Annotated in this window: 18 protein-coding genes and 1 pseudogene; 9 read left to right on the forward strand and 10 right to left on the reverse strand. The window is 62.4% G+C overall.

All coding sequences use genetic code 11. From position 1 onward, the window contains the following. Window positions 1-6 precede the first annotated feature (6 nt). Together MRBLST15_RS15180 and birA are read right to left on the reverse strand one after the other, a co-directional pair. On the reverse strand, window positions 7-738 hold the full coding sequence (locus MRBLST15_RS15180) for a type III pantothenate kinase (RefSeq protein ID WP_089241444.1): 732 nt from the start codon (window positions 736-738) through the stop codon (window positions 7-9). Further along, the gene (gene birA / locus MRBLST15_RS15185) at window positions 735-1,700 is read right to left on the reverse strand and encodes a bifunctional biotin--[acetyl-CoA-carboxylase] ligase/biotin operon repressor BirA (protein ID WP_089242004.1); all 966 of its coding nucleotides are present in this window, start codon (window positions 1,698-1,700) and stop codon (window positions 735-737) included. Before birA ends, MRBLST15_RS15180 begins: the two co-directional genes overlap by 4 nt. Window positions 1,701-1,843: 143 nt before the next feature. Between birA and MRBLST15_RS15190 the strand changes: the two genes are divergently transcribed. Continuing rightward, window positions 1,844-2,119, forward strand: a complete 276-nt coding sequence (locus MRBLST15_RS15190; protein WP_099819617.1) for a hypothetical protein — start codon at window positions 1,844-1,846, stop codon at window positions 2,117-2,119. Next, window positions 2,086-2,877: a zinc-dependent peptidase gene (locus tag MRBLST15_RS15195; protein ID WP_367786566.1), complete on the forward strand. Its 792-nt coding sequence runs from the start codon at window positions 2,086-2,088 to the stop codon at window positions 2,875-2,877. Before MRBLST15_RS15190 ends, MRBLST15_RS15195 begins: the two co-directional genes overlap by 34 nt. A gap of 85 nt (window positions 2,878-2,962) precedes the next feature. On the opposite strand, the gene MRBLST15_RS15200 is transcribed toward MRBLST15_RS15195, so the two are convergent. The 4 genes from MRBLST15_RS15200 to dusA all read right to left on the reverse strand — a co-directional run bounded on the left by MRBLST15_RS15200 (window position 2,963) and on the right by dusA (window position 6,778). Next, on the reverse strand, window positions 2,963-4,387 hold the full coding sequence (locus MRBLST15_RS15200) for a sensor histidine kinase (protein WP_032978238.1): 1,425 nt from the start codon (window positions 4,385-4,387) through the stop codon (window positions 2,963-2,965). 22 nt (window positions 4,388-4,409) lie between these two features. After that, a complete protein-coding gene (locus MRBLST15_RS15205; protein ID WP_004136763.1) occupies window positions 4,410-5,093 on the reverse strand; it encodes a response regulator transcription factor in 684 nt (227 codons plus the stop codon). A gap of 72 nt (window positions 5,094-5,165) precedes the next feature. Further along, window positions 5,166-5,534, reverse strand: a complete 369-nt coding sequence (locus tag MRBLST15_RS15210) for a hypothetical protein (RefSeq protein WP_180164427.1) — start codon at window positions 5,532-5,534, stop codon at window positions 5,166-5,168. A 212-nt stretch (window positions 5,535-5,746) separates the two neighbouring features. Then, window positions 5,747-6,778 (reverse strand): tRNA dihydrouridine(20/20a) synthase DusA, encoded by a 1,032-nt coding sequence (dusA, locus tag MRBLST15_RS15215; RefSeq protein ID WP_312705086.1) that lies wholly within the window; start codon window positions 6,776-6,778, stop codon window positions 5,747-5,749. A gap of 169 nt (window positions 6,779-6,947) precedes the next feature. On the opposite strand from dusA, the gene MRBLST15_RS15220 reads away from it, so the two are divergent. After that, on the forward strand, window positions 6,948-7,514 hold the full coding sequence (locus MRBLST15_RS15220; RefSeq protein ID WP_367786863.1) for a site-specific integrase: 567 nt from the start codon (window positions 6,948-6,950) through the stop codon (window positions 7,512-7,514). Then, complete coding sequence (locus tag MRBLST15_RS15225) at window positions 7,511-8,182, forward strand: hypothetical protein (protein WP_367786571.1); 672 nt, start codon at window positions 7,511-7,513, stop codon at window positions 8,180-8,182. Before MRBLST15_RS15220 ends, MRBLST15_RS15225 begins: the two co-directional genes overlap by 4 nt. 72 nt (window positions 8,183-8,254) lie before the next feature. On the opposite strand, the gene MRBLST15_RS15230 is transcribed toward MRBLST15_RS15225, so the two are convergent. Beyond that, on the reverse strand, window positions 8,255-8,590 hold the full coding sequence (locus tag MRBLST15_RS15230) for a hypothetical protein (protein ID WP_367786573.1): 336 nt from the start codon (window positions 8,588-8,590) through the stop codon (window positions 8,255-8,257). Between the two features lie 813 nt (window positions 8,591-9,403). On the opposite strand from MRBLST15_RS15230, the gene MRBLST15_RS15235 reads away from it, so the two are divergent. From MRBLST15_RS15235 to MRBLST15_RS15245, 3 genes are all read left to right on the forward strand, one after another. Then, complete coding sequence (locus MRBLST15_RS15235) at window positions 9,404-9,694, forward strand: hypothetical protein (protein WP_367786575.1); 291 nt, start codon at window positions 9,404-9,406, stop codon at window positions 9,692-9,694. Window positions 9,695-9,963: 269 nt separating this feature from the next. Then, the gene (locus MRBLST15_RS15240) at window positions 9,964-10,593 is read left to right on the forward strand and encodes a hypothetical protein (RefSeq protein WP_367786577.1); all 630 of its coding nucleotides are present in this window, start codon (window positions 9,964-9,966) and stop codon (window positions 10,591-10,593) included. A 3-nt stretch (window positions 10,594-10,596) separates the two neighbouring features. Then, window positions 10,597-11,130, forward strand: coding sequence for a hypothetical protein (locus tag MRBLST15_RS15245; protein WP_367786579.1), 534 nt, complete (start codon window positions 10,597-10,599; stop codon window positions 11,128-11,130). Window positions 11,131-11,281: 151 nt separating this feature from the next. Here the strand turns inward: MRBLST15_RS15245 and MRBLST15_RS15250 are convergent. From MRBLST15_RS15250 to MRBLST15_RS15260, 3 genes and pseudogenes are all read right to left on the reverse strand, one after another. Next, window positions 11,282-11,704: pseudogene (locus MRBLST15_RS15250) on the reverse strand (Presumed portal vertex protein); the annotation flags it as partial. A 245-nt stretch (window positions 11,705-11,949) separates the two neighbouring features. Continuing rightward, a complete protein-coding gene (locus MRBLST15_RS15255; protein ID WP_367786581.1) occupies window positions 11,950-12,483 on the reverse strand; it encodes a hypothetical protein in 534 nt (177 codons plus the stop codon). Continuing rightward, entirely contained in the window at window positions 12,461-13,360 is a 900-nt protein-coding gene (locus MRBLST15_RS15260; protein ID WP_367786583.1) for a hypothetical protein, read from the reverse strand. Before MRBLST15_RS15260 ends, MRBLST15_RS15255 begins: the two co-directional genes overlap by 23 nt. A gap of 431 nt (window positions 13,361-13,791) precedes the next feature. On the opposite strand from MRBLST15_RS15260, the gene MRBLST15_RS15265 reads away from it, so the two are divergent. Beyond that, on the forward strand, window positions 13,792-14,034 hold the full coding sequence (locus tag MRBLST15_RS15265) for a hypothetical protein (RefSeq protein WP_367786585.1): 243 nt from the start codon (window positions 13,792-13,794) through the stop codon (window positions 14,032-14,034). Window positions 14,035-14,046: 12 nt separating this feature from the next. Then, a complete protein-coding gene (locus MRBLST15_RS15270; protein ID WP_367786587.1) occupies window positions 14,047-14,943 on the forward strand; it encodes a hypothetical protein in 897 nt (298 codons plus the stop codon). Window positions 14,944-14,964 lie beyond the last annotated feature (21 nt).

The following is a 14,964-nucleotide window of genomic DNA, read 5'->3' on the forward strand; positions in this document are numbered from 1 at the left end:
CCGATACTAGCCTGCGGGCTGGTGCACCGCCCAGCGGGCGAGGCCATCCAGCACCAGCGACGGGTGGTAGTCGGCACCGTCCAGCAGCGGCATCAGCGCGGGCGCGCCACCGCCATGCACCAGCAGCGACGGCATCACCCCCAGCAGCGCCTGCGCCTGGCGGGCACTGCGTTCGACCAAGGCAACGGCGGCACCATCGCAACCGGACGCCAACGCATCGGCGGTGTCGTTGGCGAATTCGCTGTAGTCACCACCGCTGGCCGGCAGCTGCACCGCGCGCGCGTGCAATGCCTCGCGCATGGTGGTCGGCGAGGCGGAAATACGTCCACCGTGATGCTGGCCATCGGCATCAAGCAGGTCGATGGTCAGGGCGGTGCCGACACCGACCACCAGCACCGGCCGTTGCGCCTTGGCGGCGGCAAGCAGGGCCAGGAAACGGTCGACACCGAATTTTTCCGGCTTGGCGTAGGCAATGCGTACGCCTGCACACTGGGCGCTGGTGCGCACCACATGCACGTGCTCGAAGCGGCGCTGCAGCTGATCCAGCATGGCGCTGGTCAGCGACGGCGCGGCGACGCTGGCGACAAACGCGGTTTCACCACTGGGCAGGCTGTGCGGCGGTTGCCCGGCCATGCCTTCGGCACCATGCGCCCAGGCTTGTACGTCGCCAGCACGGTCGCCATGCAAGGGGGCAAACTTGAAACGCGAATTGCCCAGGTCGAACAACCAGTCGCTCATGCTTTTCTCACACTGACTTCGCCCGCATGCAGCAGTCGCTCGCGGCCATCGATGTCCACGCGCAGCGCGCCATCATCGGCCAGGCCGAGCGCGGTACCGTGCTGCCACTGTCCATCCAGCTGCACGCGCACTTCGCGACCGGCCAGCATGTCGAACGCGGCGTAGCGCGGTAGGAACGGTGCCAGCCCTTCGCGGTCGAATTCTTCCAGCGCCGGCAGCAGGCGCGCCAGCACCGCGGCCACCACCGTGTTGCGATCCACCGATGCACCGGCCAGCGTGTCCAGATCCACCCAGGGCTGGGTGATCTGTTCGGCGAAGGCCGGCGGCATGTGTACGTTGATGCCGATACCGATCACTGCGCGCGCCGGGCCGGCGTACTCGCCACCGCCCTCGGCCAGCAGGCCGACCAGCTTGCGGCCATCCACCAGCACATCGTTCGGCCATTTCAGCTGCGCCTGCGCGTAGCCCAGGTCGTGCAGCGCTTCGGCCACGGCGACACCAGCGACCAGGCTCAGGCCGGCCAGTCGGCCCAGGCCACCCTCGAACAGACGCAGCACCGACAGATACACGTGCGCGGCCAACGGCGAGGCCCAGGTGCGGCCGCGACGGCCACGGCCACCGGTCTGGCGCTCGGCCAGCAGGACGCTGACACCGCGCTGCGGCGCGCTGCAGCGCAGCAATTCGGCGTTGGTGGAGTCCACCGTCCAGGCCACCTGCAGGTCATGCAGCAGCGCTGCGGCGTCCTTGGGCAGGCCAGCACGGATGGTCTTGGCCTCCAGCAGGTCGACCGGCCGGGTCAGCCCGTAGCCCTCGCCTGCGCGTCCTTCCACCTCGACACCGGCGGCCCTAAGCCCTTGAATACGCTTCCAAATGGCGGCCCGGGTCTGGCCCAGCTCACGGGCCAGGGCGTCGCCGGACAGGCGACCGGCAGCGAGTTTGGCCAGCAGTTGGCGATCGTCCACGGCAGCTTCCACAAGGTCAGAACGGAATTATGCGGGAAAGCCGCCAGCGACGCCCGCCAAGCCTGGTTCCGCCGGGCTTCCAATCTGGCGCCGGGTTCGGGCTAGAATCGAGAGCTCACCTTCCCTTAACGTGGATGTCGTCAATGCGCCGTTATGCCCATTGCCTGATCCTGCTGACGATGCCCTTCGCGGCGTCTGCCACAGCAGCGCTTGATGACAGCCGTGGCGCCTGCGTCTACTCGGCGAGCGATGCGGCCTCGCAGCGCACACCGACCACGGCGCCTGCCGCAGCTGCCGCCAAGCCGGCACCGGTACGCCCGGCCGCCACGACCAGCAGCGGCGGTGGCGGTGACGACGATGTACTGCAGCGCATCCGCGCGCCGAAGTGGCACAGCTACCTGCCGGGCATGTTCCGCTGATCAAGACGTTGCTGCAGTGGCTGCGGCCAGCGCCGCGGCCGATCGAAGACGCACACTGGAACGATGCCTGTCACCGCGCCGCGTGGTTGCGCGGCCTGGACGACGAACGGCGTACCCGCCTGCGCGCGCTGGCTACCCGCTTCCTGCATGAGAAGACCATCTTCCCTGTCGGCGAGCTGCAGCTGCAGCCGGCCGATGGCGTGCTGCTGGCCGCACTGTGCTGCCTGCCACTGCTGGAGTTCGGCGAGGTGGGCCTGCAAGGCTGGTCGCAGCTGATCGTCTACCCCGATGCATTCCGCGTGCAGAGCAGCCACATGGACGCAGACGGCGTCCTGCACGAATGGAATGGCGAAGTGATCGGTGAAGCATCGGACGACGGCCTGCTGATCCTGTCGTGGGCCGATGTGCAATCCGAACTGGCTTCACCGCAGGATGGCTTCTGCGTAGCCGTGCACGAGATGGTGCACAAGCTGGACGCACTGGATGGCGCGATGGATGGCACGCCGCCGTTGCCGCGCGCGTGGCAACGCGAGTGGGCGGCGGACTTCCAGAAATCGTACGACGCGTTCTGTGCGCAGGTGGATGCGGGCGCGGAAACGCTGATCGACCCGTACGCGGCGGAAGCACCGGAAGAATTCTTCGCGGTGGCCAGCGAGTACCACTTCTCTGCGCCGGACCTGCTGGCCGAAGCGCTGCCGGAGGTGGCCGCGCATCTCAGGCGGTTCTATGGCGAGCCGCCGAAGATCGGAATACGCTAGTGCCGGCCGTTGGCCGGCAACCTGGCAATGCCACCGAAGATCATGACGTTGCCGGCCAGCGGCCGGCACTACCTATTGCGCGGCCTTACGGCCCCGGCGGCAGACGCACTTCGAAACGGGCGCCGCCCAGTTCGCTGGAACGGGACACCTGCAGCTCGCCGCGGTAGTCCTTGATCAGGTCCTGCACGATCGACAGACCGATGCCGTGGCCCTGTACGCGCTCGTCGCCACGCACGCCACGCTGCAGCACCTTGCCGATGTCTTCCGGTGCGATGCCCGGGCCATCGTCATCCACCGCCAGCAGCAGGCCGGCGCGACGCGCGTTCGGTGCCGGCAGCGGCTGCGCGGTCAACAGGACGCGGCGCTTGGCCCACTTGAACGCATTCTCCAGCAGGTTGCCCAGCAGTTCCTGCAGATCGCCCGGTTCACCGTGGAAGCGTGCGGCGGGGTCGATGTCGAACTCGCACAGCACGCCCTTCGACGCATAGACCTTCTCCAGGCCGCGCACGATTTCCTCGGCGTTCGATTCGATCGGCAATGGTGCCGAGAACAGCTTGTGGCCTGACGAGGCCGCGCGTGCCAGCTGGTAGGACACCAGGTTGTTCATGCGCTGCAGCTGCACGTCCAGTTCTTCGCGCAGAGCGCCATCACCGGCGCCGCTGTCCATCTGCGTGCGCAGCACCGCAATCGGTGTCTTCAGGCTGTGCGCCAGGTCGGCCAGGGTATTGCGCTGGCGCTCGAGATTCTCACGCTCGCCCTCGATGAAGGCATTGATGCTGTCGGTCAACGGCTCCAGCTCGCGCGGGTGGCGCTCGCTCATGCGCTCGGTCTCGCCGCGCTGGACCTTGGTCAGCTCGGTGATCACGCGCCGCAACGGACGCAGGCTCCACTGCAGGATGACCGTCTGCAGCAGCAGCAGGATCAGGCCGATGCCGCCCAGGTAGAACCAGACCCGGCTGCGGAACACGCGCAGCTGCGCACCCAGCGCGCGCGAGTCTTCCATCACGTAGATGGTGTACGGGAATTCGGTGGCCGGGTCGGCGTCGGCATCCCACACCAGGCCCAGGCCATAGCGGTACACCGAGCCCTGGCTGCCGTCGATCTGGATCATCGGCAGCGGGCCTTCGAACACTTCCTGACGCGGGGCCAACAGACCGCCGCCAACGGTGGGCAGCATCGGGCCTTCGGCGGACATCGAATTGCCCTTGCCGTCAGGCATGACGACCTGCAGGTACAGGCCGCTGCCGGGCACGTCGAAACGAGGATCCGGTGGCTGCTCGCGGATGTACAGCGAGCGGTCGCGGGTGAAGTCGATGCCGGCCGCATAGGCGGTGGCGTAATTCTTCAGGCGCTCACGCAGGTTCGCCTTCGCCGTGTCGGCGAAGGCGGCATCGAGCGCGTAACCGGCCAACGCCAGGAACGCGACCAGACCCACGGACGCGGCGAACATCTGGCGCGCCTGCAGAGAGCGCGGCCGCCAGCGTCGGAAGAACCACAGACGGCCGGACATCGTTTATCGCCTGCTGAAGGCCTCAGCCCTCGTTGCGCGGGATCGCGAAACGGTAGCCGCGACCGCGCACGGTCTCGATCGGCTTCAGTTCGCCATCCGGGTCCAGCTTCTTGCGCAGGCGCCCGATGAACACTTCCAGCACGTTCGAGTCGCGGTCGAAGTCCTGCTGGTAGATGTGCTCGGTGAGGTCGGCCTTGGAGACCAGTTCACCGGCATGCATCATCAGGTACTCCAGCACCTTGTACTCGTAGCTGGTGAGGTCGACATTGCTGCCGGCCACGCTGACGGTCTGCGCTGCCAGATCCAGGGCGACCGGGCCGCATTCCAGGGTCGGCTTGCTCCAGCCTGCGGCACGGCGCAGCAGCGCGTTGACGCGGGCCAGCAGCTCTTCCACATGGAACGGCTTGACCAGGTAATCGTCGGCGCCCTGCTTCAGGCCCTCGACCTTGTCCTGCCAGCTCGAACGCGCGGTCAGGATCAGCACCGGGAACTTCTTGCCTTCGTCGCGCAGGGCCTTGATCAGCTCCATGCCCGACATCTTGGGCAGGCCAAGGTCGATGATGCCGACGTCGAACGGGACTTCGCGGCCCATGTACAGGCCTTCTTCGCCGTCCTGCGCTGCATCGACGGCAAAACCTTCGCGCTTGAGCCGGGCTGCCAGGGTCTCACGCAGCGGGGCTTCGTCTTCGACCAGAAGGATACGCATGAACTCTCCCTAGTGTGCTGGGTGCGGCCCGGAGGCCTGTGGGTACGGGTTGATAGCGACAACTATCCCTGTTCAGGGGTTATCGCCGCGTAGTGATGACATATCCGACCGCGGTGTGCGCGGTTGTGAACGTGCCGGGGCGGGGTCGTCCATGTAGCGGACCCGACCGCGGTCGTCCATGTATTTGACCCGGTTGATGTCACGACCATCGAACGGCACCCGCTCGGCGCCCAGGATGTGGCCGCCGGTGGTGCGCTGCACGCGGCGCACGGCATCGGACAGCGAACGCTCGTTGCTGGCGCCACGGCCACCGCGCTCCATCATTTCAGCGCGCCCCTGTTCCCGCTGCGGGTCCTGCGCCAGCGCCGAAGACAGCGGGGCAGCCGCCAGGACCACGCAGGTGGCCAGGGCAAAACAGCGGTGGAAGGGAGCGGAAGACATCGATGCGATCCTAGCCGAGCACGGCGATTCGTTCAAAAGTCGTAAATCCGGGCACCGGAATGGAACCCGGCGTTTTACAAATCTTTTGCAAATTCTTGGTTTCGGGCAGTGAATCCGGTCTGAACTTTTCCAGATGCTCCAGACCGTTGTTCAGCTAAGTGAACATTCGGGACGAAATGGCCGCCCTTGTCAAGTCAGGAATGTGACTGGCGTCACGCAGCAGCGCGATCGGCGTCCCGTTCGGTGACCGACAGCGCCTGCTCGATCAGCGTCCAATCGGCGCCGGAGCGATGGGCGCCCTCGCTCAGCACCTGGCGGAACGCGCGGCCACCGGGCTGGCCATGGAACAGGCCGAGGATGTGGCGGGTGATGTGCTTCAGGGCCAGGCCTTCGCCCAGGCGGGCGTCGATGTACGGGCGCAGGGCGCGCAGCAGTTCACCGCGCGGTCGCAGCGGCGCGCCGGTATGCAGGGCCTCCAGCTGATGCAGCAGGTAGGGGTCGTGGTAGGCCGCGCGGCCGAGCATCACGCCATCGACGTGCGCGGCCTGCGCCTGCACCGCCTCGATGCTGGCCAGGCCGCCATTGAGCACCACCGGCAGCGCCGGGCGCTCCTGCTTCAGGCGATAGGCCCAGTCGTACTTCAGCGGCGGAACCTCGCGGTTCTCCTTCGGCGACAGGCCCTTCAGCCAGGCATTGCGGGCGTGCACCACCACCATCGCGGCACCGGCCTGGACCTGGTGGTCGACGAAGCTGGCGAATACGTCGTAATTGTCGTCCTCGTCCACGCCCAGGCGGCACTTCACCGTCACCGGAATGTCCACCGCCTCGACCATGGCCGACACGCACTCGGCCACCAGCACCGGCTCGCGCATCAGGCAAGCGCCGAAACGTCCGGCCTGCACGCGGTCGGACGGGCAGCCGCAGTTGAGGTTGACCTCGTCATAGCCCCACTCGGCGGCGATGCGCGCAGCCTGTGCCAACAGGGCCGGATCACTGCCACCCAGCTGCAGCGCCAGCGGTTGTTCGCTGGCATCGAAACCAAGCAGGCGCTGGCGATCGCCGTGGATCACAGCGTTGGCGTGCACCATTTCGGTGTACAGCCGCGCACCCGGTGCCAGCAGGCGGTGGAACACCCGGCAGTGGCGGTCGGTCCAGTCCATCATCGGGGCGACGGACAGGCGCAGGGAATCAGCGTAACGGGCGGTGGCGGACGTCATCGGGCGGTTGATCGTGGAGACTGGCATTGCCAGTGAGATCAATAGTTTACACCGCCGGGCTGAACGGAGCCGGGGTGGCTCCGCCCGGCGAGAATCTGACCATAAAGCAGTTGATCGACTGACGTATCGATGACCTGGCCGCTGTGAAGGCGGCTGGCCCGACCCAGACGGGCAACTACTGCGACTGTTGAAGCTGGTGGCCAAATCCGAGAAGCGCGACCGGCGACCGACCGACGAAGAACTGCAGCGCCTGCACGCGTACTACGTAGCGGCAGCCTGGCGCTCAACCATTCCGATGAGCGATATCGTCACCTTCGCCATCCTCACGGCGAAGCGGGAAAGCGAAATCACCCGGCTGCTGTGGTCGGATCTGGACAGCGAAAAGCGGACGGCGATGCTCAGGGACGCAAAGCACCCCCGCGCCAAGATCGGCAACCATAGGACGTTCCCTCTGCTGGGCGAAGCCTGGGACCTGGTGCAGCGACAACCGCAGATCGCCGGCGAAAACCGGATCTTCCCCTACAACTCGAAATCCGTAGGCACGTCCTTTACCCGCGCCTGCAGCGCGCTCGGGATCGAGGACCTGTGTTTCCACGACCTGCGGCACGAAGCCACGTCGCGGCTGTTCGAGCAGGGCTACGATATCCCCGAGGTCGCCGCCGTTACGCTTCATACGTCGTGGAACGAGTTGAAGCGCTACACGCAGCTGCGTCCGGAATCCCTCCACCGCACCGCCCACCTCTCAGGAGTTGATGCTGCATGAAGCCACCTTCAGTGCTGGCCATACTTGGAATCGCGCTCCCATCTGGAGTGGCGGGAGCGGTTCTTGCATACGTTGCTGCAACACATGGCTACCCTGTCGATTGGGATGCCACAGGGACAATGCTGCAGGGCGAGGCCGCCATCCTAGGCGCGGCGGCAGCGGTGTGGGGCGTCAACCAATGGCGCAAGGAGCTGCGGTACAAGCGCAACTCAGAACTGGCTGTGCAGGTCATGGTCGCCGTCGAAGGTTTGGTGCGAAACATGAAGGATGCGCGACGTGCCCCGGAGGCGTTCGAGATTGATCGCGAGCACGGTGATCGAGTCCTGCATTCTTTCTCTTATAGCAGTCGCTTGGCAGCGCTGAAGTCGAAAGATTACGCCGCCGAACTTGCCGGGTTGTCGAATCACGTCGCCGCGATCTTTGGGGAGAAACATCGGAAAGCCATCGATGGTCTTGTTGCCATCCATTTCACTGTCCTCAACTCCTATCAGCAAACGATTACGCTGAGAGAGGCGGCTGGAGACACCCCCCCCATGAAGAACGCATACCGGCTGATCGACCAGATTTCAGCCATTCTGTTCCCTGGCGCAGATGGCCAAGACGGCATCGGGAAAGGCATTGTCTATGCTGCGGACGAAGTGAGAGGGCTCTTCAAAAGCTCTATGTGATCGCGGGACTTAAGGGCATCACGCGGCGTGGATTTTCTAATCACTACGCTCCGCCCCGCCTCGCAATCGGACCTACCCCATCCAGCCGAAGGGCGGCGGGGTGTTCAACTTGGCCAGCCTGTTCGCGCGCACAGCCTCCCGCCAGCGGTTGATGGCTGCCACCTCCTCGCGGAGCCGTGCCTCATGCCTGGCCACCCACAGCTCAGCGCCGGCGCGCCCCTGCTCATAGCTGGTGCACCGCCGGGAAGGGCCACCGGGGCCATTGCGGTGGCGATCCAGCAAGGCGATCCAGGTCTCGTCGTCAACGCGTTGTGACATGGCGACCACCCACACCCCATCGCAAGCAATCACGGTCAGCGGATCACTTGGCCAGCGTGTCGTCCAGTAGAAGTCGGGGGGCAGCGGCATGGGCGGCAGGATACGGCTGGCCGTCGCAAAGGCTGCGGCAACACGACGTGCGTCCAGTGAGAGTGCAGGTGCGGCAGCAGAGATGCCAAGGCAACCTTCCGGCCCTTTAGTTGCAAAAAATCATTCGGCCACCGGGAAGTAGCAATTTCTGCAATCGACGCTTCCAATCCCTATAAATTACTTATAAATCAATTATTTATCCATCTATATCAATGGCAATAGTTTGGCAACCTTCGAGCAACCACATTGCCTTTTGAGGGGGGCAACTTCGACAGGATTTTTTTCCCTTAAAAATCAATGACATTACATTTTGGGGCCTTAAAAATTGCTCTGAATTAACATCTTTTGCAATCTCACATACCCATAGATATCAATGACTTACAGGGATAAACGACGGCCGATTGCAGATGTTGCCCCTTTCCGGACACCCCCCATCCCCCTAAACGGACACGCCGACGGCGCTCGCCACCCAGGGCACGTAGAAAAGCCCCCTTGCGCGCAGGGAACCGCAGGGTCGGCAGGCACTCGGACACCCCGGAGAAAGCCATACAGGGCCTCGCCGGGGGGCTGCTGCAGGGGGTGCAGGAAAAACACCCCATGAAGTGCGCAGGCGTGGCGGGGAGACGAGTGCGCGCGTCGGGGTCCGAACGGTCACTCCGTACTGATTAGATAATTTTAGTACGGTGTTGCCGCGTCATCGACCGTCGGCAGACCAGCGAGACCTGGCAGGGCGCTTGGCTCCGCCCTCAAGGACGCGCACCTGCCGCCGATATCCCCACAGGGGACACATCAACTCAGACTGGAGAACGCTTCATGCTGCAAGGTTTGTCAGAAGGTTTCGCGCTGGGCATCTGGACCCTCATCGGCGCAGCAGCCGGACCCCTGGTCGTCGCTGTCGGGTTTGGCTTCCGTCGGGTTGTCGCCTACTTCAACGGCGTTCCCACGCCTGAGCGCCCGTTCATGGCATGGTGCGCGCTGACGGCGGTCCTGTTCGCCATCGCAGGTTCGATGTGGCAGGCCAAGGCTGGCCCGTTCGCCGAGTGTCGGGCGGCTGGCGGCACTAATGGACAGTGTCTCTTCCTGCCGCAAAGCAGCAAGGCGTAGACGGGAAAGGCCGCCCAATAGGGCGGCCTTTCTCAGTTGCTATTCAATGGAGGCGTGCCTGCGCAAGAAATCAGCGATCTGCCGGCACCAAGCAAACCGGCGACCCCACCCTCATTAATCATCGGGAAGGCCGCACGGGGCGCCGCATGTAGGATTAACCCTACCCCGAAACCGGAACCTTGTCTCAGCGCGTAAATGCCTGATTGCTACAATCAACATGCGCACGAGGCGCAAAAAGGAAGTATCCACCACACCGGAAGGGAGTAGACATGAAGTCGGCAGTTTTACTTTTTCTTGTCTTGCTTGGAATTTATGTGCCACAGGCACAATCTCAGGATCAACCCGTCGATACGGGCCTTGGCGACTGCGTAGATTTCGTCATCTATGGATCGCCCACGTTGACGACTCAGGTTAACAGCACTGACTTTCAGTTCCTATATGGGCCCGGATCTTACCTTGATAAACCGGGCAAGAAGGTGTATGTCAGCAACTACACTTGCAGCCCAAACAATCTCGCGGGCTTAAATTATGCGGTAGCTCAAGTTGCCCATGAGATGGGCCACCTTTACCTCGATCAAGGGTGGCCACTAGGAACGAGGGCTGACTACATCGAAAAAGCATGCACCAATGAGGGGCTTGCGGTATTGAATAATGTCACGGCGAGAAACGAGATCATCGCCACTTCAGAGAACACCGTAGATATCGGTTTGGCGGCGGCAAATTCAACTGCATTGCTGGCTGTTATTGCCGGCGGCGGCGCCAATCTCGCAAAGCGGGTCGGCGACACCTTCTGCGATGGCAATGTGGCCTCAACCACGGGCGAGAACTACAAAATCTACTACGGCAAAGAATATGACACAATTTACGGACCCAAGCCGGATCCGAAAGGGGAGGAGTAATTAATGAATCTCGTAACCTACGCTATTGCTGCCGTGGTCTCCCTGACCCCCTTCACGGCAATTGCAGCAAGCACTCAAGCCAATTCTGCGGCGGAAGCCAAACTCTGGGCATTCTCTGAGGAGATCGCCCTCAATCTCCCGGGTCACTCGGACGATGTCTCGAAAATTGTCTCCGGATCCGCTAAGACGACTGCGGAGCGGTTGAGTCAAGGAAGTACTTTGCCAGACAAGGAAATCGGACCGTCTTTGTTTACGCGTGACTCCGCCATTGTGATGGGCGCAGGACATCGTGCTGATTCCGTCTCATTCAACTTGTCCGGGAGCTGCGTTCCGGTTGCCTCTCTTCGTTCGCGCTACCCAAGCCTGATCGTGATGGACTACGCGCGCGGCGACAGCGAGCACGCCACATACACATTCGGGGCTCAGGTTGGCGACGCAATCATTGCGTACTCCTTTCCCGCAAAAAAACTGAACTGCATGAATCGGGTGGAAATTACTCCTGCTGCCGTAACTAAGGCCCGGTTGCGGATGAAGTAACTGAATTTCAAGCAAGATATGACCAGGCCGTCAGCTGCCCTAGCTGACGGCTTTTTTGTGCGCCCAATTGAACCATCTCGCAGGTATCTGTCCGGAGGAGATGGTGCGAATCGCGGCGAATGTCGGCAGATCAGCTATCTGGTGTGCGGAATCACGCGGTCACTGCGGCCAGCTCGAAGGGATCGAAGGCGATCACGTCCTGGCCCAGCCATTCGTTGACCGCAGTCATGCGCGTCTGCAGTGGCGCCAGCTCCATGGCAGACCACACCATTGCCGCCTCGCGGATGGAGCCGAAGCCACCGCTGTTCTGCGGCACGATGCCCAGCAGCTGAGGCGGGGTCCGCAGCGATGCCAGCATGTCGTCGCGGGTAACGCTCTTGATGCCGGTGAATTCATCCTTCGCCGCCACCTCGCTGACCGGGATCAGCTGCAGGCCGTCCTTCTTCTCGTTCGGTGAATGCACGAACAGGTTGCGGAAATTGCCCGGCCCGCGCGACTGCCGCAGCGCCTCGCGCAGTTTGGACACGTCCCCGTCCTCGGGCTGCGGATCAGTCAGGTACAGAATGAATCCGGCAACGAAGTGGCCGTGCCGCGTAAAAAACGGAAAGCAGCCGCCACGATGGTCCGGCCCAATAGCTCTCAGTCTCGGCCGACGTTGATCGCCGATGCCAGTGGCAGAGGCTGTGAAAAGAAAAAGGGTTGCTGCATGTCGCAGCAACCCCACGTCAATCGAGATACGTTCAATTTGAAGACAGCGCAGGGAATTGGCAGCATGCCGCGCGCCTGTTGCGCGCTCTTCGCCCAACAACAGCTCGGGATTTAGTCAGCGTTTTTTGGCGGACCCACAATAACCACACCGCCACCACCACTACCACCACCGCCACCACCACTACCTCCGCCGATGTAGCCGCCACCGCCGCCACTACCGCCACCACCACCGCCACCGCCACCGCTGCCGGTACCACCATTACCACTGCTGGCCGGCTTCTGCGTACCGGGAGTCGGCTGCACACAGACGCTCCCGGCTAGACATACGACGGTCGCTTCCTCGGTCGAGCCATCGGCCCAAGTGACCTTGATCTTGGTACCAACAGGAGCAGAGCCAAGTCCGTTGGTGCATCGATACATACCAGCCAAACCGGTGAGGCCTGCGATGCGAAGTTCTGCCATTTCATAAGCAGACAGACCTTGTGCCGCTGGAACCTGGTTATACGGGAATGCCTGGGCATTGATGCTGATCGTCGCCGCAATGACAGAGAACGCGACGAAAGACAACCCTACTAAGCTCCACTTCTTCTTTCGAGAAATCCGACTCAGCAAAAGTTCCTTTTCAAGATGGTTTTTTGCCGACAATCCTCTGCACTTCAGCTATCGCTTTATCCAGCGCTTCTTGTTGACCGACCGGGACCGCCTGGGTCCGGATGGCATCTTCAAAATCACCTGTACCGCAAATTCCTGTATTGACGCAGAGCGAGTCCATTCGATACGAGCCACTCGAGCAATCAGCACCCAAGCGGCAAGCGGCGATCCCCCACGCATAACTCGCATATGGACCCGTCATACCGGACTTGAACTCCGCAAGCTCAGCGGTTTCCGGAGCGAGAGCCAGCAAGTCACCGAGTGCAAAAATTGCTTCCGGATCGGCTGAATTGACCACGTCCCGAGCGAGAGACTGATAGTCCCCAGGTTTGAGTTCACTCCAGTTGCGGGAAGCAATCGCAACCCTGGAGTACGGGTCGCCCTGAGCGGCAGCACGTTCAAACCAGTTCCCGTAGGCCTCTTGCGGTATGACTTGACCACCATCGACGCCGGAGCAGGCAGCTGCAAATCGCTTCTTGATATCGTCATAGGCACCTTCTGGTGCCCCACGTATGCGAGCGTACGCATCCAATGTCGAGTACATGTTCGCCGGGGATAGGCTGAAGACCGAACAGCGTTGATAGATCTCCGCTAGATCCCTTTGCGCTACGACATCTCCCGCATCGGCGCGAGAACGAAGGTCTGCGAACCAACTCCCCGACACATGGGACTCGGCCCGTGCCCAAGGTATCGATTCAATGGAGTTCACGGAAGTTGCGCGCCCCCCTTTTGCCACAGGCTGGCCGCCAGATTGCTCTGAAGCCCCTGCGTCAGTTGGAACACTGGGGGGCGATTGATACCTACCAACGCCGTACCAAGCCACGCCAATCACAAGCACAGCAGCTACGGTTACCGCGACGATCTTATTCACGCTGCCCATCCGTCTTCCTGACTGAAAAATGAACGCAGCGAATGCTAGCACGCGGATGCTGTTTGAGGACGGGCTTACGCGCAGCTTCCATCCGTCACCGTCAAATGCACCATGCGAAGTTCTAAGCGCTTAGGCGATCACCTGTGCCAATAATGTACCGGGTGCTCCGAAACCGTTGCCCGGCTAAGCTGTCGGCCCTATCCATCATGGGGGCGACGGACAGGCGCAGGGAATCAGCGTAACGGGCGGTGGCGGACGTCATCGGGCGGTTGATCGTGGAGACTGGCATTGCCAGTGAGATCAATAGTTTACACCGCGCGGATGAATGGCGGCGGGGGCGCCACACCACCAAATACGAATGAGAAGTGATATCATTTGTGCGCCGCATAACGATGTGCGGCCATGGATGTCCCAAGCAAACGGAACATGTAATGCAGCAACGCACCTATATCGAACTGGTCCTGGAGCTGTTCGCCTTCATCAGCCTGTGCATGGCGATGACGACCTCCGGCATCCCGGTGGTGGTTTTTGGTCTCTCGACCATCCTGCTCACGGTATGGATCCCCTTCCAACGGCGCGAGGTCCATCGCTTCACCCGCGCCGTTTCGATTGCGCTGGTCATTGCGGCAGTAGCCAGGATCGTCATTCATTTCCTACCCAATCCATCCATCTAGGAATCGAATTCGATGAGGCTGTTCCGCTACGCCACTGCTGTGGCGTTGCTGCTCTGTGCGCAGGGAGCGCACGCGCAGTTGAAGCACATACAAGACATCCCGTGCGAAGGTTGTTCATACGCTCAGATGCAGGCAGCCGCGCTGTCGGACGTCGACGTCGGCGGTGCTCTGGTAACCAGCATTTCCACGGGAGAAATACGGAAGTTCGTCATCCTGTGGGATCGCAGGATCCAGGAGCTGCCGATCGAGCAGGACCTGGAAGACTACTTCGTAGCACTGGTCCGCTTCTGGCACGCGAATGGACGCAGCCTTGAAATGAACTACGACCTTGCGTCGAACACATGGAGGCTCCCCCAGCAGGCGATGGGGACTGCACGCGTGCGACGGGCACTGGCGGCCCCCACTGCAGACAGACCCGTTCCGGCAACCGTGTACGAAGCACTGCAGAGTCCGGCCAGAATGAACAACGCGATCGAGCAATTGAATGCCTCCTGGCTGGCCCGCGGGTACGCGGCGCACATGACGTTCATCAACTCGGTCAGGGGAAAGAACATTTCGCTGACCGCGGGCCGCCCGGTGACCACCCTGAACTTCGCCGATGGCTCGAAGATCAAGGCCTCCTACAACATCGAGATGAAGAGCTGGGCGGCGATCCCCGGCACCGGCAGCGACGTTCACGGCAACCCGGTTCCAGAGACGAAAGAGGACGTTGCCAAGGACGGCAGGCCGGTGGTGTACGAATTCCCCGGTGGCATCACCAGTGACGCCTATATGGACTTCATTCGCTACCTCTTCGATCTGGGCGTGCGCCCCAACATTGGGCCGGGCGACAACCAGATGATCTGCACGAGCGAGGTAATGGACGCCGACATGCGGGTAGAGGTCAGGTGCATGGGGCGAAGGCACTGATGCAACAGCACGGGTGACCGC

It is taken from the genome of Stenotrophomonas sp. LST15-1-1.1, from assembly GCF_040815575.1.
Taxonomy (GTDB): Bacteria; Pseudomonadota; Gammaproteobacteria; order Xanthomonadales; family Xanthomonadaceae; genus Stenotrophomonas; species Stenotrophomonas lactitubi_B.